We start from the raw sequence: 19458 nt of genomic DNA, 5'->3' as shown, positions 1-19458 counted from the left end.
AGTTTACGCGAATTTTTTTAACAAATTCATAAAACTGTAACATATTATACTAAGTTTTATGCTTGAAAGTATAATTTATGACTTTTTTTATTTTGAAAAATCTTTATAATAGGAAGTAAGACCAATCGTTAAAGAGAAGGGGAATTTAAATTATGTATGTTGCTGACTTAGTAAAGAATTTTAATGGAGAGAAATTAATTGAAAAGATTACCGAGATGAACATTCCACACAAAACGGCGAGTTTTAAAAAGAACGAGCTGATTGTAGAGGAAGGAAAAATAGATTCCCATTTCTACATAGTAGATTCTGGACTTATTTCATTTAGTATGACGAATTCAGACAAGTTGCCAGTCATCACTCGTTTTCTGAATAGTAATACGTGGTTCGGAAGCGCAAACTTCTTGCTGGACTCGCCTTTTCAATTTAATGTAACTGCCTTACGTGACACCAAAATCCGGATTTATAACCGCAATGATATTCTTCGCCTGTTCCAAACAGATTCAGATGGCTTCTGGTTCCTGTATTTTGATGGTTATAATCAAGTGCATGAACGCAATGCTTTAATCGAAATCGCCCATCACGACCCGCGCCGCAGACTGATTTCGGCCCTACTTTACATCGCAAACACAGTTGGTATTAAGACCGATGACGGCATCAGTTTCCCACGCGGCATTACGCAAAACCATTTAGCGCTCGTTTCGCAAGTACCAAGAACCCGCGCCAACGTGGAACTACAAAAGCTCCGAGAACAAGGCATTATCCGATTGAAGCCAAAACCAACTGTTATTTTAGACATTCTAAAACTGCGCGAACAATTAGAAATACACCGTACACCACGTACGAACGACTGATAAAACACAAAAATAGAGTGTCAAACTATGACTGAGTTTTTCAGTTCTAGTTTGATACTCTATTTTTGATTCGCAAGCCATTCTTTGATTTGCGTCTCATCATCCAAATCGCCACGATAACGATCCGTTTCCAGGCCGCGTGTATAATAAATAAGCGTTGGAACCACCTTCACACCCATTTGCTTAATAATCGCCGTATAGTTCTTGTCAGCCTCCCTCGCCTTATCCGTATTATAATAGAAAGCCTGCCTATCAGTTGCTTCAAGCGCACTCACAAGCCTCTTCCGAAAAGGCTCACAATCAGGACAAGTCGGCCGACCAACATAGACATACCCCGTCTTCTTCTCCGCCAAAATCCCCTTCATCTGGCTATTCGTAATATTGCGCATCGGCTGCTCATTCGCCTCCGCCTTCGTATCCGCCAAATTTTTCGCATGCGTATCCACAATCAACTGCACCCCAACAACAAAAAGCGCCAAAGTCACAACCGTAAGCAAAATAACCATATACCTTTTCAAAAAATCCCCCCCTAATAAAACAGAAAAACGAGCAAAAAAATGCCCGTCTCTATCCCATTTCTAGTCACCCAGAACCACCTACTCATCAGAATCCCCGCGAAACCTCGGCGGAGTGAGAAGTGCTTAGCCCCTAGGCAAAGCCCAGCACCGAAGCGGAACGTACGACTGTACGTGAGCATCGGCGCACAGGCTTTAACGACGGAGATGAGCGCTTATCACTCCGCCGAGAGCCCCATTTCGGAGATGACAACATTCGCTATACTATCACAAAAGCGCTCTGTATCCTCAGCAGAAGCCGCTTCTACCATAACGCGAACAAGTGGCTCTGTCCCTGAAGGGCGTACCAACACACGACCATTTCCATTCATTTCTGCTTCTACCGCGGAAATCGCTGCATGAACTTTAGCATTTTCAGTAACACCATTTTTATCAGTCACACGGATATTGACTAATTTTTGCGGGAATGTTTGCATTTCAGCTGCTAATTCGGATAATTTCTTCCCAGTTTCTTTCATCACATTTACTAATTGGATACCTGTTAATAGGCCGTCACCCGTTGTGATGTAATCTAAGAATACGATATGTCCAGATTGCTCGCCACCTAGACTGTAGCTACCCTCACGCATCGCTTCTACCACATAACGATCGCCAACTGCTGTTTGAATCGCTTTGATTTCAAGCTCTTCTAAGCCTTTATAAAATCCTAAGTTACTCATAACCGTAGATACGATTGTATTATTTGTCAAACGACCTTGCGCTTTCAGATGTTTCGCGCAGATGAACATGATTTTGTCACCATCAACAATTTCGCCATTCTCATCTACTGCAATAACACGGTCGCCATCGCCATCAAAAGCTAGACCGACATGTGCTTCTTTTTCTTTCACAAATTCCGCTAATTTCTCGGGGTGTGTAGAACCGACATCAGCATTGATATTCAGTCCATTTGGAGACGCCCCCATAGAACTTGTATCTGCATCTAAATCAGCAAATAAGTGTGTTGCAAGCGATGACGTCGCGCCATGCGCACAATCTAAAGCGACATGCAAACCGGAAAAATCTCCGTCTACTGATTGTTTTAGATATTGTAAGTATTTTTGTTTGCCTTCGAAATAATCACTCACTGTACCTAGACCTGCGTCACTTGGGCGTGGTAATTCATCACTCGCTCCATCAAGTAAGGCTTCTATTTCTAGTTCTTGATCATCCGACAATTTAAAACCATCCGAACCGAAGAACTTGATGCCATTATCTTCTACCGGATTATGCGAAGCCGAGATCATAACACTCGCTGCAGCTCCTTGTGCCTTCGTTAAATAAGCCACACCTGGCGTCGAGATAACGCCTAGACGCATCACTTCAATGCCGACTGAAACAAGACCTGCGATTAAAGCCGATTCTAGCATTTCCCCAGATATTCTTGTATCTCTCGCTACTAAAACTTTCGGGTGTTCCCCAACATGCTTCGTTAGTATATATCCTCCAAATCGCCCTAGTCTAAACGCTAATTCTGGAGATAACTCTTTATTTGCAATTCCTCTAACACCGTCAGTACCAAAATATTTACCCATTTTATAATTCGCTCCTTCTTCATTAAGAGGTTGGCCATACTTATTTCCCTATATGTGTTTCCATTTTAATTCCTACTATGACGCCATGTAGACCAACGTTTGATCCGTGTATCTTTTTATTATACCTTTTTTTAATCTTTTTTACACCTAATCGTATGTAAATGCCCGATGAATTGGCTTTTAATGCGGTTTTCATCGGGCTAATAATTAGTTTAAAACTGGGGCTGATGCATCTGCAACCTTTTTGGTAACCTGTATTTCAGCTTTCGATTGCGATAGTGTGAATGTAAAATTAGATGCTAATCCATGGACAGCTAGTGGAATCGTATGCGTGCCATCTTGTAGATTTGACATAACTGCTACGACATTGAAATCATTTCGTCCAAGCGCGTCTACTTCTTTTTTTTGACCGCTTATCGTTATATTAACTTTTCCACTTGCCGGATCGATAAATGCTGTATTGAAACTTTCTGAATTAACGAGACCAATGATGCTAATCGGGATATCCGTAAATTCTGTTGAGCTTTGCTTCGTCGTATCCTCTGTATCCGCCTTGTCCTCTTCGTTGTCCTTGTCTGTTTCGGTATCCGTTCCAGTATCCGGCGTCGTTACATCCGGACTTTCCTCTGAAGTCTGACCATTGCCCTCACTTGCTCCATTAGAACTCTGGTCACTCTGCTTTTTTCCAGTCGTTATTTTCACTTTCACGGTGGCCGGCGTGACAGATGTTGCGCCAGTTGGAACCGGCACAGAGACTTCAATTGTTTTATCGGCTGTCGTTTGCGTCACATCAATCGGAATCGTAATTTGCTCAATCTTGTCTGTAACTGATTCCGGTGCAATGACCGTTACTTTCTCGTCATCGGAAGTGATGCTTGTAATAGTCACCGTTTTATCTGCCGGATTACCGCTTTGCTGAAATCGTAGCGGAACCGTCTTGCCTATTTTGGAAACCGGCACGTCTACTTCTACTTCACCTGGATCGATTTCGACGTCTAGTTTATTTAGATTCGAGTCAAAAGCGCTGATCGTAGCCTTCGTTGTGAAGTCACTTTTTTGATCTTTTTCGTCAGAAACAGTCGCTTTCACATACGCAATCTGATCTAAAATTTCTTTGGAAGCTGTAATCGAGACTTTTTTCGGATCTGTTTTGGCGGTCCCTGCTTGATAGCCATCTGCAATCACTGATTTATTTAATTCGACATCGACGGAATATTTCTTCGTCATTTTCTCTGCTAATGTGACTTTCGCGGTTGGTGGGTTGACGGTAGCTTTCAAACGATCAGATAAATTTTTCACCTTGATTTTGACGCTTTGAGTCCCTGCTTTTGCGTTGGTAAGGTCAATGTAAGCGATGATGTTAGGCTGTGTCTTGGCTAGCTGCACGAGGCCTTTGGGACCGCTGATAGTCACATCTACCGTATCAGGAACGCCCGCAACATTCATATTATCCTTGTCGTAATATACCTCGACCGGCACATTGTTGATGACATCGACATAAACGCCGTCCGTGACATTCGTTACACTGGTGCTTGTGGCGGTAACAGACGTGAATAGAATCGCCGCAAAAATGAGCGAAATAATCCGAACCGACCACTTATTTGTTAAAATGCGATCCATCATTTCTCACCGCCTCCTTTCCACTTACTGAAAATGGACGGTTTCTTTTGCATTGGCACAACTAATTCATGTTCTAAAATTTCATGCAATCGCTCTGGCGTTACTTCGCGGAAAAGCTCGCCACCTTTAGTGATCGAAATACCGCCCGTTTCCTCAGATACAACAACAGTTATGCTATCCGTGACTTCACTGATTCCAAGCGCTGCCCGATGCCGTGTTCCAAGTTCTTTTGAAAGAAATGGACTATCGGAAAGTGGCAAATATCCCGCTGCTGCTGCGATTTTATTATTTTTGATGATTACCGCACCATCATGAAGCGGTGTATTTGGAATAAAAATATTGATTAATAACTGGGAAGAAATGTCTGCATCCAGCGAAATCCCCGTCTCGATATAATCATCAAGACCTGTTCCGCGCTCAATGGAAATCAGAGCACCAATTCGACGTTTTCCCATATAACTAACGGATTTCTCGATGGAGTCAATGAGATGTTGCTGCTCCTTCTCACGCTTCGACCCTGCTTTTGAAATAAAGCTACCGCGCCCAAGCGTTTCAAGCGCTCGGCGTAACTCGGGCTGGAATATAATAATAATAGCTAAAAATCCCCAAGTCAACACCTGATCCGTAATCCATTCCACTGTTTGGAGCCCTAAAAAACTACTAACAATTTTTACGACCACAATGATAAAAATACCTTTTAAAAGCTGTACCGCCTTTGTTCCACGGATCAACATAATCAATTTATAAATAACGAACCATACTACTAAAATATCAATCACATTTGCTAAATAATGCAAAATCGATCCGTCTGGAATGGTCATAAATTCGCCTCCATTTTCAAAAAAGCAGTCGTCTTTCATTTTGTTGCTTCTGTAATAGTATAAGCCTTTCAAAATGCTTATACTTGCCATTATAGCACAGAATGGGAGGCGGAAAAAGATTTGAGATACGGAAAATAAGAAAGATTTGTTTAAGAATTGATAAAGAGTCCTGCTAGCAATCTATCCGAATGAGAAGTGTTTAACAACTCCGAAGCTACTGCCTGAATACTTCATCCAATAATCCGCATAAAGCAAAAAAACATCGATTGTAATCCATTCGATGTTTTTCGATAATTTAGTAAAAATTTGTACAATTTATGTTTTTCTAAAATCTATTAACTGGATTCCATCATTCGAACAATCCGCTTCCCAATCATATGGAATCCTTCATTATTCGGGTGTAAACCATCGCGCGTATATAATTCATACGTATATTTTCCGAGTCCTGACATTCTAAATAAATCTAGGCGCGGTAAACTGTATATGTCAGCAATAGCTATGATTCCATTGGTGATTACCTCGTGTTTGTCCATGTCACGCGTTGCATTTTGCAGTGGCGTAAACAAATATATTTCCGTTCCAGGATAGTTCATGCGAATGTACTCGATAATCGCTCTTAAAGCACCTAAGCTTGTATTCGTGTCAAAAGTAGTGTCATGACGCCCACCGCCAATCGTTGAAGTATTCGCTAGAAAATCACTTAACTCCTTGATCCCATTTTCAGCCATCCATTTTTCAAGCATATCCCAATTTTGATTGAGTGCATTGCGGTAAGAGCCACCTTGGAGTGCATTCGTTGGTCTATTTAATTTAATCGTCATTGCCCATACCTTCCTTAGATAAATTCTTCCATTAATTAAGCCATCCATCATCGTTTTGCACAGTTGCAGATTTTGATATTTTGATCAAAAATAACCTTACAAATCCGTTCAGAAACAATGATTTTAAGCGAATATAGTCGTACTGTATTTTTGTGTTTTTGTCAAGTTCGTTTTGGTAACTATTTACATCCAAATAGTAGTTATTCTATGGCAAAGAAATACAAAAATAGAGCTAGAAAAATCAAGTACACGCTCGATTTTTCTAGCTCTTTTCACTACTTTCTGATATCTCTCTGATTCACCAATAATTCTTTGAAGCTCCGATTTCGTTTTGGATATTTTTTACGATAAAAATGTTGCGCGATAATAGCGAAGATCAGAGCTGTTGCTGTCAAAAGAAGCGAATCTTTGAAAATACCAATGAGTAGCATGAGTGCTCCAATAAATAGACTGCCATTGAAAAAAACTTTATCCATAGCTACCTACTCCTCTAAATTGTAGTTTAAAGCCAAATCGTGTTCCAGTTTCTTAATATTAAGCGCATCGAAAACGAGTGCCTTTGCTGCGATGTAAGCATTATACTCGATGCGTTCCAGCAAATCAAAGGCCTTATGCAGACTAGTATCCAGCACAACGATACCGTGTTTGTTAAGTAAACTAGCACTCGGAACAGCTGCTTCACCTAATTCAATCACATGGGTGCGTACAATCTCTGCCAGCTCTGGACTTGTTGCTGGCGCGAAATCGAGCGTTGGAATCGTGCCTAATTTTTGTGTTGCTTCTGTTAAATTCGGCAGCTCCATGCCAAGCGTCGCGAATAACATCGATTCTTTTGGATGCGCATGCAAAACACAGCCAACTTCAGGATTTTCCGTATAACAGGCCCGGTGTAAATTGATTTCGCGTGTCACCTTCCCGTCACCCTCTACTACTTCATTATTATTGTTCACCACGAGAATTTCATAGGCCGATAAGTCGCATAACTTCGCCTGGCTCATCAATGTCGGTGTCATAATAATATGTTGCTCATTCATTCGTACCGAGACATTCCCACCCGCTGCATTCGTTTCAAACCGATCAAACATGACCTTCACTACTTTTGCTAAATCTTCGCGTTCTTTTTGGTATAACATATTCTCCTCACATCTCCTCAACTTCGATTATGGTCACTTGCTCTTTCAAAATTTCTGCTTCAACCAGACTAAATGTCGAACTATCCGCGTGCATCACCTTGCTTGCCGAACAACCTGTTGCGCGCTTTAAAATTTCTGGTAGCGGTAAATGCTCGGAAATCCCTGCAATGAACGCCCCCACAAAACAGTCGCCAGCTCCTGTATCACTTTTTTCGGTGACTGGTGGAGCAATCACGCGATATACCTTTTCATCATGCGCACAATAGGAGCCATGCTGTCCTAACGAAACAACAAGATATCGAATATTTTTCGCCAGTTCACGCATATTTTCTGTTAATGCTGCCGCCTCATCCACAAGAATAGCTTGAATTTCATGCTCATTTGGTTTAAGGAAGTCAACACCAAGCATCGCTGCCAATCGCAAATATTCTCCTGATACATCACAAGCTAAGAAACAGCCTGTCGCCTTCACCGTTTGCAAAAGCGTCTCAAAGTCTGCTAACGTGAATTCTGGCGGTGGCGAGCCTGCAATAACAACAATATCTTCTTGCGTCACTTTTTGTCGGATTTGTTCTAGAAGCGCTATCTTGTTCGCATCGCTAATAGCAAATCCAGCTTCTGGCATCATAATACTGCCACTTGATTCCTCACTAATAATGACAAAACTCGTTCTTGTCTGCTCGCCCTGTTGCACTAAAAAATCATGTGCAATTTGCTTTTCAGATAAGATTCCGTATAATTGAGCTCTGTTTTGCGATCCTACAATACCAAGTGCTTCATTTTTTATTGAAAATTTACTAAGAACGCCTGAAACATGCAACCCTTTACCACCACAATCCCATTCACTTCGAATAATCCGGTTTGCTTGCCGTTTTTTGACGTCTCGTTTTACAAATAATAGCTGATCAATTGCAGGATTTAGTGTTATCGTATAGATCATCCTAATTGCTCCAATTCTGCTGTTCGTTTGCGCATTACTTTTACATAGAAAATGAGTAGTACAATCCATCCTGCTAATAGCAACAACCCGATAATCGAGAATTTACTAGCCTCCGCCATGATAAAGCGGAAAACAGGATATTCAATCGTGCTCCACGTGATTTCTTGCCCCGTTTTCAAGGAAATCGCTTTTGTTGAATTTGCTAAATCCGTGATTGTTCCAGCGAAAAACGTAGCCACATACAGAAAAACGGGTGTGGTAATAACGCCGAGAATAATCATGCGTAACAAGTTTCCACCCGTCACAACAAGGGCTGGTGCGCAAAGTGAGATATTCAGAATACCTGCAAAAGGTAATACGCCGTTTCCAGGTAAAATCAACGCAAAAATTAGCGTTACCGGCACCATAATAACAATCGCCACCCAAACCTCACTACATCCAGCTAGAATTGGCCAATCCAGACCAATAAAAAGCTCGCGATCTTTAAAACGTTTCTTCATATAGTCCGAAATGCCATCAGATAACGGTGATAAGGCTTGCATAAATAGTTTAGCAACCATCGGAAATAGCGTTAAGGCCGCAGCAGCTTGCATCGCTAGCATCAATGTTTTCGCCACATCATAACCCGCAGCAATCCCTAGCAAGGCCCCAACAATGAATCCCATCACATGGTTTTCTGCAAAAATTCCAATCTTATCTTTAAGCGCATTCGCATCCATATCTTTGCGCAAAGCAGGAATTTTCTTAAGTAACCAATCAATCGGCATCAGCACCACGCAGAAAATCATCATACTATGCGAAACCGTAACCCCTGGAATCCCATTGAGTTCCTGAATTTGTCTTTGGTTCGCATCACACAAAATCAACTCGACAACAACTTGAACTGCGGCAACAGCAAACGCCAGATACACATTATGCGTCACTCCAACAATCAAAACGGCTGTCAAAATTTTACCCCATACATTCCATAAATCTACATTCAGCGTTTTCGTCGCGTTAAAAACAAGCATAATCGCATTAATCCCCAACTGCAGAGGAAACATCAAAAATGCGAGCGGCCAAGCCCAAGCAAGCGTCGCCATTGACGTCCAGCCACCATCTAAAATTGTCAACTCTATCCCTGTCCGCTCCGCTAAACCTTGCGCTGCCGGCGTCAGAGCCTCAATCATGAAACCAATCACGATGTTCATACCAAGAAATGCAACACCTAAAATTATCCCAGCACTGACCGCATCCTTAACCTTCATCCGCACAATCAAACCGATAATAATCATCAAAGCCGGTACAAAAACAGCTGCCCCTAAATTCAAAATAAATTCTACAACAGATTGTAATGATCCCATTTTGCCACTCTCCCTGTTTTCAATGTATTATTTTAACGCATCAACCAACTTCTCTACTTCCTCTTCCATGCCCATTCCTGTTAAAAAAGCAATACCATTAAGCGTTGGAATATTGTACTCCTTATTTGCTTTCGTAATGGCCACGTACGCATCACTCGTGCGAATATGCTGATCAAGCGACTTGATATCTACCGCCTCGACATTCGCTCGTACACCGCGTTCTTTCAAAATACGTTCTACTTTTGACGCCACTGTTTGACTCGTTGCAACGCCTGAACCACAAGCTACGATTACTTTTTTCATCCTTTCATCATCCTTCCAAATTGTAATTTCAGAAAATCTATCAATGCTTCTTTACTCTGCTTCTCTCTTAACCCCGCTATAAATTGAGCTTGCGTAAAGCGTTCCATAATGCTTGCTAATAAAGGCACTTGAGACGCAGGATCACAAATCCCCAACACAAAAACCATCTCTACAGCAATCCCTTTATCCGTCGTGCCCATTTGAATAAAATCTAGCGGTTTGCGAAGTTGACTCACAAATACAAATGGTCGTTTCACGTGCACCGTATCTGTATGCGGAATGGCAATAACTATCCCGTTCATTTCAAGTCCAGTCGGAAAAACTTTCTCTCTCTCTATAATCGCTTCACAAAAAGACGGCGTCACGTAATCCTTCTGCTCTAAAATCGTGGCTACCTTCGTAAAAAGTTCTTCTCGACTTTCGAACTCGCCGCCCATTAATGTGAAATCCTCCTGAAATAAATCATCAAAATCCAACGGAATCAACCCCTCTCAATCATTTCTGCAATCTCTGTCCTATTTTCTGATGTTAAAATAAACTGTAACTTCTCCGGTTCTAGGAAGACCTCATTCATTTTTAAAAGCAATGGAATATGCCGATTCCGTCTCGATGGCGCTAAGGCAACCATCATTTGTACCTTTTCTCCGCTTGGATTAAGGATGCCGCGTTTGACAATATGCAGCTGAATATCCGCCCTCTGTACACCCGCTTGCGGCTTGGCGTGAGGCAAGTAGATTCCTGGTCCAATCACCATATGCTGATAATTCTCATAAAAAATCATTTCGCAGGTCGTGATATAATTCTGTGTCACACTTCCACGTCGATATAACGGCATAAAAGCACTAATAACTAGCTCACTCCAGCGCATAGCCTCTTCCCAAATGCAGATATTCTGAGCTTCTAACCGCAACGTATCAAGCATATCCACGGACTGTTCCTCAAACTCTTTTTGTCCAAAGAAGCGCTCTAACTGCTCTGTCACCCTAGGAATATTCTCCGATGGAATCGAATCACGGAGCATCGCCATAAGCACTCTTGTCTTCTTTTCAATATCCAAATCAATCGTTTTTTCGACTTGGCATCGCAATAGCTTACGACTCGCTTTGTCCAATATGGAAGGTACCACAAATACCGTAACATCTGTCTGAATTGGTACTGTTGTGAAAAGAAAGTCCACATCTTGCTCCACCTGGGCCAACTGACGTACCGCAAATGCGCCTTGAAAATCAATCGTAGGGAACATCCCTTTCAAATTCTCCAATAATAATTTCGAAATGGACGTGCCGCTTTGGCATAATATCGCGGCTTTGAAAACTTTCTGCTCGGTTTCTTCCGTTTGATACATCCAGCCAAGCACAATCATAGATAAGTAGACCATTTCCTCTTTAGACCACTTATGTCCAACCAATGCCACAAACGGCGCTGAGGCTTTTTCGACAATTCGGAACGTTGTCGTATACTCCGCAATAAATTGTTCCGTTAATGTATTATTTATTTGGAATCCTAGTAAATTACGATAAATTGCGGGTCTAATATGCAACATCACCTTCTCTTTGAATTCTCCTTTACGAATGATTTCCGTTGCAAAATGGTTCTCCAGTCGCGCCGTAAAATCATCCACTGCAAAAGCAATTTCCTCGCTATCTGAAAAAAGTAGCGCCGATTCAACAAGATTTGACGCCAAGACCTGTAACGATAAGTAAAGCAAATCCGTCTCGTTCAAGAAGTCATACCCCCAAAACATTTCTTTGATAATCGGATATTCGCGTGTATTTTTGATATCATATTTCTCAATTTTAAAAGACCATGTGATATTCGTAATTTCTGCACGCTTAACAATACCGAAAAGAATGTATGGTAACTCCTCTAGTTGCTCATCTGTAAACGTTATTTGGAGGTCCGTCTCGATTTTCTCCAGTCGCTTTTTTAATAAAAATACCTCACTGACCATAATCAACTTCTTTTCATCAAGAATGAACTTGCCATAAGGCGTTTTAATGACATCACGAATGAGCTTTCCAAGTAAGTTACGAATAAGGAATTCAGAACCAGAGATCGCGTAACCAGCTTTCCTCGAATAGTCAAGCTGTATTTGTAGCTGGTGTAGTTCTGACTTAATGTGTTTGAAATCGCTAAGCATCGTATTTTTGCTGACATAAACATAATCGGCTAACGCTTGTAGTGACAAATAACGCCCATCCATGAGTAGCTGAATCATAATAAGTTGCCGCCGTAAGTTCGCCTCATAATAAGAAAATAGTTGCTGCTCCTTCTCCGTTAAAAGTCGATAACAACACTCTCGGCAACGCTCTGTCATCGAAATCATCTGGTGATCCATCCAAATGGACTCTGATTTTAGAGATTGATTTATTTCCTCAATATAGCTCTTAATTTCTTCTCGTGTTTGATCTAAATTCTCAGAAACCTGGGCGACATCTACATGATGGTTCAACAATAAATAGGTCAAGAGCTCCTTTGTGCCGCGTCTCATTTGAATCCCTCCTTTAGTTCTATCTTATACGATAATCCACCCATTATTTCATCGGTTCATCACAATTTATAAATATCATAAAAATCAAATTGTGATGAACCGACAGTTTTGATACGCTTCGAGATGTTATCATTAAAAAATGGCAAACAAAAAGAGAAGCCCCCTAAAAAAGGAGCTCCCCCATTATATTTATTTGTGGTAATCATGTTTTTCTAATTTATCGACTAATTGAACAGCCTCACCAAACAAGTCTAATTCTAGCGTCTGACCTTCCAGTAACTCGATACTAACTGTTTTAGCATCGACCGTAATCTCAATCAAACGATCCCGATAGTTAATCTTGAAAGCATACTTGTTCCACGTTTTTGGCAGAAACGGTGCAAAAGATAGGCGTTCATTAAAGGTTCGCATACCTGCAAAGCCTTGCACAATAGCAATCCAACTTCCAGCCATCGAAGTAATATGCAGCCCATCTTCCGTATCATTATTATAGTTGTCCAAATCAAGACGCGCCGTCCGATTATAAAGTTCGACTGCCTTATCTTCCCGACCAATCTCAGCAGCCAAAACCGTATGAACAGCTGGTGACAAACTTGATTCATGCACAGTCAGTGGCTCATAAAATTCAAAATTGCGCTGTTTCGTCTCGAAATCAAACTCATCTCCAAATGTATAAATACCTTGTAAAACATCCGCTTGCTTGATAAAACACGACCGCAAAATTTTATCCCATGACCAATTTTGATTAATAGGCTTATCGGCAGCTGTAAGTGTATCTGTAGAACGCAATTCTTTATCCAGAAATGTGTCATGTTGCACAAATATTTGCCATTTCTCATCATATGGGAAGTACATGTTATCAATAATATCCTGCCAATGATCAATCTCAGCATCCATAATTTGTAAGTCTGCTTTCTTTGTAGATGTGATTTTGGAAAGCGATTCTATCGTATAACGTAGTGTCCAAGTCGCAATATAGTTAGTATACCAGTTATTGCTAACATTATTATCGTACTCATTTGGCCCAGTAACACCATGAATCATATACTTATCCAAACGCTCCGACATGTGCACTCTATCTGCCCAAAAACGGCTAATTTCAGTCAACACATCCATACCTTCATTTTCCAAGTAAGAACGATCACCCGTATAATTCGTATAATTATAAATAGCATGTGCAATCGCGCCATTACGGTGAATCTCTTCAAATGTAATCTCCCACTCATTATGACACTCAATCCCTGTAAATGTGACCATCGGATAAAGCGCTCCATTCAAGCCGATTTTCTGAGCATTCACCTTAGCCCCATCCAGCTGATCATGACGGTATTGCAACAAATTACGAGATACTTTCTTATCAGCAAGCGATAGATAAAGTGGTAGCGCAAACGCCTCCGTATCCCAATATGTCGCACCTCCATATTTCTCGCCAGTAAAACCTTTTGGACCAATATTGAGTCGAGCATCCTCCCCATAATACGTTGCGAATAATTGGAAAATATTGAAGCGAATCCCTTGCTGTGCCACATCATCACCCGAAATCAAAACATCTGCTTTCTGCCAACGTTCCCGCCAAGCACCTGCATGCTCTTGACACAATATTTCATAACTAGAATCTTCTAACTCCGCTAAAACCTGCTGTGATTTGGGCGCCAACTCGTGCTCTTCATAATCACGAGACGTCACAACCGCCACACGTTTCTCCAATTTCGCCGCCTCACCTTTTGTCACATGAAAGCGATATTTATTTTCAACATATAGTTTCTTTGCTTCAGCAGATACGTCATTTGGATTTGCCGCACGAGACTCCATTGAAGCCGCAATCGTGAACCGCGGAATATCAAAGTTATTTTCAATCGTTTTGGTCACAATTGTTGCTCGATGTTCATCCACCTCTTGCGCTACTTCCAACCAAAAAACCTCATCGTAATTCGCATCCTCATTTGTTACGTTACCATCAATATAGGGTGTCAACACGATATCCGCATCCGCATCTAACGCCGTAACGTGATAGCGAATCAAACACAGTTCCTGCTTCACGATACTAAGGAAACGCTCAGCCTCAATCAAAAATGCCTTCCCATTCTTTGTCACTTTAAAAGACCGGCGCAATATACCAGTCTCCATATCAAGTTCCAAGTTAAAATCCGTCGCCGTATCCTGGAATAAATCCAACGTTTCTCCATCTATTTCCACATCAATACCGATAAAATTCAGCGCATTGATCACTTTCCCAAAATAATCAGGATAACCATTCTTCCACCAACCGACACGCGTCTTATCCGGATACCAAACGCCAGCAATATACGTACCTTGATGCGTATCTCCAGAATAGCGTTCTTCAAAATTGCCACGCATTCCCATATAGCCATTTCCAAGCGATGTAAGGCTCTCCTGTAATCGTTTGGCATCTTTTTCAACATTTCTAGATTTCAATTTCCATTCATCAATTTCAAATAAGCGTTGAGTCATCCTGTTCGTCCCCCCAATTCCAAAATATCATCCGTCTGTCTAAAGCGTGTTTTAATGAAGGTAAAGGCAATCATGAGTACCATCCCAAGCGATTGAATGGCCATCATCACAGTGATATCAAAATAAATAATTCCAATCACCGTAGCAAATAAAGTTGGTAATCCCAATGCCAGCAAAGTCAATGATAGCGCCTCTTTATAAGACCGAATCTCCGACATCTGATTTCGCTTCGTAAACCAGATAAACAAGGCCGCAAACAACGCCAGCATCAAACTACTCGCAAAAAGCACAGAGCCAAGCATCGCAGACATCGTCAAAAATACAAATGCCTTGTTCTGCAGAAACCATTGCGAACTAATCCAAGCCTGCATATCCTCCGCATTCGTCACATCCGCGAGGCTTGTATCATTGGTATATTGCACTGTAAAAGTGTATCCCGAACCATCCCGAAGTTCCATACTCGTCTTGCCTAGAACAAGCATATTCTTAGCATCAGGCTCATTCGTATCACCCAGCTTCACCATTGCCACACCATTATTCGATTCCTGCAATGTCTCACTCGGCTGACCAGCTAACACCCCATTTTGCAGTTGATAACTCGCCGTAACCTTGCTAACAAAAGTATCATCCACTTGTTTCATCATATTCGGCATCAACGACTCCAAATCAAACGATTCCTGCTTCACAAAATGCAACGAAACCGGAATTAATAAACAAGCCGTCAAAAATACAAAGATAAACACCAACTTCCCCCACCCAAACATAGTTCGACTAGCAAACATTCGTTTCGGCGAGCACATCCCCCAAAAATAACTCATTGGAAACCCACGCTTCATTCTAATCACATCACAATCCATAAATCTTAATTTTCTATACCCGAATTCCCCACCAAACTTCCGAGGGGCTACAAATGCTTAGTTCCTAGGCAAAGCCGCGCACCGGAGCGGAATGTACTCGTGTACATGAGCACCGGAGCACAGGCTTTAACGACGGAAATGAGCGTTTGTAGCTTCTCGGACGATCAACCTTTTGTTCCGCCAGCAGTAAGTCCCGATACGAAGTTCTTTTGTAAGAAGAAGAACAATAAACAAATCGGTAGAGCTGCTAAAATAGCTCCAGCTGCGAACAATGCTACTTTTTGTTGCTGAGGATTCGCAATGAAACTTTGCAAACCAACGGCAATCGTCAAATTCTCTGGTGTACGCAATAAGAATTTAGCAAGCAAGAAGTCACCAAATGGTCCCATAAACGCCCACAGAGCTTGAACCGCTATCATTGGTCGCACTAGCGGTAAAATAATCTGACCAAAAATCCGGAAATGTCCTGCGCCATCAAGTTTCGCCGACTCATCCAAATCTCTTGGTACTGTATCAAAGTAACCTTTCATTAGCCAAATATTCATCGGAATTCCACCGCCGATATAGATTAGCGTTAAGAACCAGAACTGATCCAATGCGCCTAAGAGCATCGCCAATACGTAAAATGCTGTCAAAGCTGCCATCGTCGGTACCATCTGAATAATCAAGAAGAAAATCAGACTATTTTTGCGCCCTTTAAAGCGATAACGGCTGTACGTATAACCCGCAATGGTAACGATTGCCACTTGGAAAAACATCGTTGTTACGGCAATAATCAACGTATTACGATACCAATCTAAATACAGAGTATCATTAAATAGTCTCGAGAAGTTACTGAGCGTCCAATTATCACTCCACTCCAACGTAAATGCCGCAATATTCCCTGGCTTAAAGGCCGATGACGCCGTAATTAGAATCGGATATAAAATCACAATCGATAAGGCTAACAAGAATAAATACGTGAAGAATTTTGTCAAGAAATTAGTTGTTCGTTGATCTTTCAAAAATGATTTCATCCTACATCATCCCTTCATTACCAAAGGCATTAGTTTTCTTAAACGCAATCATCGATACAGAAATAACAACGATTGATATGAGTAGCGTGACTGCAGCAGCGACCGCGTATTGTGGCGATGTCCCAGTCGTTAATTTATAAATCCATGAAATAAGAATATCCGTCGAGCCAGCACCCGCACCAACACTTCCTGGCCCACCTTCATTGAATAGATAAATGATGGAGAAGTTGTTGAAATTAAACGTATATTGTGTGATAAATACTGGAGCTGTAACGAATAAAATCATCGGCATTGTGATTTTGCGGAAACGAGAAATGGCACTTGCACCATCAATCTTCGCTGCTTCGTATAATTCACCTGGAATAGCTTGCAACACCCCAGTTACCATGACGTAAATGTATGGGAATCCCAACCAACCTTGAATCGATATCAATGCGATCTTGGTCCAGAACGGATCTGTTTTCCAAGCGAGCGACGGGATATCGACAAACGGTAAATGGTTTAAAAGCGGGATAACTTGCATATTAATGGCACCAATACTGTCATTGAACATGTTCGAAAAACTCATGATGGTAATGAAAGCTGGTACTGCCCATGGAAGTAAGAAAATAACTCCAAAAAGACGTTTTCCTTTGATAAAGCTCTGGTTCGCAACAACCGCTGTAAAAACACCGATCACAATTTGCAATGTCGTCGCACAAATCGTCCACACGAGCGTCCAAGAAAATACGCTCAAGAATGTATCACGATAGGAGCTTAGGAAGAAGATACTGAAGAAGTTTTTAAAGCCCACCCAGTCAATCAAATTTGCTGGTGGAATATGATAAAAATCGTAGTTTGTAAACGCCATGAACAACGTAACTAGTACTGGAAAAATAATAACAAATGTCATCACGAGATATGCTGGTAGCGTGAAAAGATACGGAAACCCTTTCTCTACCATATTTTTTAATATATCGATCGTTTTCGTATTAACTGTTTCGCCTAAATTCCATGTTATCGCTACACGTCTTGCATCGAATATATTAATAATATAAAAACCGATAAACAGAACTGTAACAATTAATTGGAGCGTTCCCTCAATCATCAGGAATAGCGAGTGATCTACGCCAGGCACCGAGCCAAGTGTAATCAAACCAATAAATGCGTTAATACCGACTGCGATAAATTCGATAACAAAAGCAATAAATACGGCGATAAACACGACACCTTTAAAAATTTGCCCATTATAAAATTGACCCAGTCCTGGAATGATCGATAACAGCGTCGCCTTACGAACATTTTTTATTGGTTGTTCTTTATCCATCGTGTTATCCCCATTTCTACCTCTTATTTTATGTAGTTTAGGAAGACTTTCAGAGTGTCAACACAACTTGATGGCTGGCACTCTGAAGCTCCCAAACTCGTTTATTTATTTTTGATATTTTTGATCGATGTTATCAGAGATTACTTTCACTGCATCATTTGCCGATTGTTTTGGCGTTTTATTACCAGAAGCAGCATCAAACATTAAGTTCTCCGCACCTGTCCAAACTTCAGCCATTTCTGGAATGTTTGGCATTGGTTGCGCGTTTGCATATTGCGCAATAACAGCTGTTGTTAATTCATCTTTCTTAGCTGCTGCAGCATCACGAGATTCATGGTTTGCTGGCACTTCATTCGTCATTTCATATAACGTGTTTTGGTTTTCCGTATTTGTTAAATAATCCACCCATTTTTGAGCGATATCTTTGTTTTTAGAGTAGTTTGAGATAACCCAACCTTTACCACCAGCGAATGGAGAGTAAGGTTTGCCATTATCAAGCGTTGGAATTTCTGCTACACCATAGTTTAATTTTGCATCTTTATAGCTTGCTGCTGACCAAGGTCCACCGATGATTGCGCCTGCTTTTCCTTTTACAAATTGATCTTGGATAAAGTCATCGGCACTCTTATTATCTTGCATTCCTTTTGGCCAATATGTTTGGAACCATTTCGTAGCGTAAGTGATACCTTCAATAGAGCCTTCATTGTTTAGTCCGATGTCTTTTGGATTTGTACCATTATCGCCAAATACGTAACCACCATAACCAGCTAATAGACCGTAAGAGAAGTAGAAATCTGTCCATTTAGCAAGGAAAGCTGTTGATTTTCCTTTTTCAGTTGCAAAGTTAAAACGTGGATCTTTTGTTAAAGCTTCTAATTCTTTGAAAGTTTTTGGTGCTTTGTCTAGCAAATCTTTATTATAGTACAACACAAGCGTTTCAATAATTGCTGGCGCGCCGTAAATTTTACCGTCAATCGTCACTTGTTTCACGTCATTATCGTCAAGTTGATCTTTATTTCCTAATTTCACCTCGGCTAAATGTCCCTGTTGTCCAAGGCTGCCAATTCTGTCATACGCCGACATCATCACGTCTGGCGCTGTACCCGCTGGACCGTCTAATGGCAGTGCTTCTAGTGTTTCAAACATATCTTTTTTAACTACTTTGATAGTCACATCGTTATCTTTTTCGAATTTAGATTTAACTTTGTCAATATATTTTGCATAGCCTTCATCCACGGAAACCGTCAACGTTTTTTTACCGTCGCTTGAACTGCTATCTTTAGACGAACTTCCGCTACCACATGCTGCTAAGCTTGCTACGATTACCAAAACCATTGCTAATAAGCTAAACTTTTTGAATGAACTCATTACCTTTTTTCCTCCTCTTTTGAAAAA

Annotated in this window: 18 protein-coding genes; 1 reads left to right on the top strand and 17 read right to left on the bottom strand. The window is 41.1% G+C overall.

Annotated features, from left to right (window positions below):
• Window positions 1-152 precede the first annotated feature (152 nt).
• Entirely contained in the window at window positions 153-851 is a 699-nt protein-coding gene (locus tag EP58_RS00295) for a Crp/Fnr family transcriptional regulator (protein WP_036088837.1), read from the top strand.
• 59 nt (window positions 852-910) lie between these two features.
• Here the strand turns inward: EP58_RS00295 and EP58_RS16845 are convergent, their stop codons facing one another.
• From EP58_RS16845 to EP58_RS00210, 17 genes are all read right to left on the bottom strand, one after another.
• Entirely contained in the window at window positions 911-1369 is a 459-nt protein-coding gene (locus tag EP58_RS16845; protein ID WP_052171319.1) for a thioredoxin family protein, read from the bottom strand.
• Window positions 1370-1584: 215 nt separating this feature from the next.
• The gene (gene glmM, locus EP58_RS00285) at window positions 1585-2940 is read right to left on the bottom strand and encodes a phosphoglucosamine mutase (protein WP_036088835.1); all 1356 of its coding nucleotides are present in this window, start codon (window positions 2938-2940) and stop codon (window positions 1585-1587) included.
• Between the two features lie 207 nt (window positions 2941-3147).
• Window positions 3148-4563: a CdaR family protein gene (locus tag EP58_RS00280; RefSeq protein ID WP_036088834.1), complete on the bottom strand. Its 1416-nt coding sequence runs from the start codon at window positions 4561-4563 to the stop codon at window positions 3148-3150.
• Window positions 4560-5381, bottom strand: a complete 822-nt coding sequence (gene cdaA, locus EP58_RS00275) for a diadenylate cyclase CdaA (protein ID WP_036088831.1) — start codon at window positions 5379-5381, stop codon at window positions 4560-4562. The genes EP58_RS00280 and cdaA overlap by 4 nt, the downstream gene beginning before the upstream one ends.
• Before the next feature lie 335 nt (window positions 5382-5716).
• A complete protein-coding gene (locus EP58_RS00270; RefSeq protein ID WP_036088828.1) occupies window positions 5717-6202 on the bottom strand; it encodes an SGNH/GDSL hydrolase family protein in 486 nt (161 codons plus the stop codon).
• Between the two features lie 275 nt (window positions 6203-6477).
• Complete coding sequence (locus tag EP58_RS00265; RefSeq protein WP_036088827.1) at window positions 6478-6678, bottom strand: hypothetical protein; 201 nt, start codon at window positions 6676-6678, stop codon at window positions 6478-6480.
• A gap of 6 nt (window positions 6679-6684) precedes the next feature.
• On the bottom strand, window positions 6685-7335 hold the full coding sequence (locus EP58_RS00260) for a class II aldolase/adducin family protein (protein ID WP_036088826.1): 651 nt from the start codon (window positions 7333-7335) through the stop codon (window positions 6685-6687).
• A 7-nt stretch (window positions 7336-7342) separates the two neighbouring features.
• Window positions 7343-8275 carry a 1-phosphofructokinase family hexose kinase gene (locus EP58_RS00255; RefSeq protein WP_036088824.1) on the bottom strand — a complete coding sequence of 311 codons (933 nt, stop codon included), beginning with the start codon at window positions 8273-8275 and terminating at the stop codon, window positions 7343-7345.
• A complete protein-coding gene (locus EP58_RS00250; protein WP_036088822.1) occupies window positions 8272-9618 on the bottom strand; it encodes a PTS galactitol transporter subunit IIC in 1347 nt (448 codons plus the stop codon). The genes EP58_RS00255 and EP58_RS00250 overlap by 4 nt, the downstream gene beginning before the upstream one ends.
• A gap of 27 nt (window positions 9619-9645) precedes the next feature.
• Complete coding sequence (locus tag EP58_RS00245; RefSeq protein ID WP_036088820.1) at window positions 9646-9921, bottom strand: PTS sugar transporter subunit IIB; 276 nt, start codon at window positions 9919-9921, stop codon at window positions 9646-9648.
• Window positions 9918-10397: a PTS sugar transporter subunit IIA gene (locus EP58_RS00240; RefSeq protein WP_036088817.1), complete on the bottom strand. Its 480-nt coding sequence runs from the start codon at window positions 10395-10397 to the stop codon at window positions 9918-9920. Before EP58_RS00240 ends, EP58_RS00245 begins: the two co-directional genes overlap by 4 nt.
• 5 nt (window positions 10398-10402) lie before the next feature.
• Window positions 10403-12412: a BglG family transcription antiterminator gene (locus tag EP58_RS00235; RefSeq protein WP_036088815.1), complete on the bottom strand. Its 2010-nt coding sequence runs from the start codon at window positions 12410-12412 to the stop codon at window positions 10403-10405.
• A 189-nt stretch (window positions 12413-12601) separates the two neighbouring features.
• Entirely contained in the window at window positions 12602-14884 is a 2283-nt protein-coding gene (locus EP58_RS00230; RefSeq protein ID WP_036088812.1) for a glycoside hydrolase family 65 protein, read from the bottom strand.
• On the bottom strand, window positions 14881-15666 hold the full coding sequence (locus EP58_RS00225) for a DUF1189 family protein (protein ID WP_390176041.1): 786 nt from the start codon (window positions 15664-15666) through the stop codon (window positions 14881-14883). Before EP58_RS00225 ends, EP58_RS00230 begins: the two co-directional genes overlap by 4 nt.
• Window positions 15667-15905: 239 nt before the next feature.
• Window positions 15906-16757 (bottom strand): sugar ABC transporter permease, encoded by an 852-nt coding sequence (locus tag EP58_RS00220; protein ID WP_036088811.1) that lies wholly within the window; start codon window positions 16755-16757, stop codon window positions 15906-15908.
• 1 nt (window position 16758) lies between these two features.
• Window positions 16759-18063: a carbohydrate ABC transporter permease gene (locus EP58_RS00215; protein WP_036088809.1), complete on the bottom strand. Its 1305-nt coding sequence runs from the start codon at window positions 18061-18063 to the stop codon at window positions 16759-16761.
• Between the two features lie 105 nt (window positions 18064-18168).
• Window positions 18169-19431, bottom strand: a complete 1263-nt coding sequence (locus EP58_RS00210) for an extracellular solute-binding protein (protein WP_036088808.1) — start codon at window positions 19429-19431, stop codon at window positions 18169-18171.
• Window positions 19432-19458 lie beyond the last annotated feature (27 nt).

The organism is Paenilisteria newyorkensis (assembly GCF_000766145.1).
GTDB lineage: Bacteria > Bacillota > Bacilli > Lactobacillales > Listeriaceae > Listeria_A > Listeria_A newyorkensis.
Note: the sequence above shows the minus strand (reverse complement) of the source record. Positions and strands in the feature narration are given on the sequence as shown.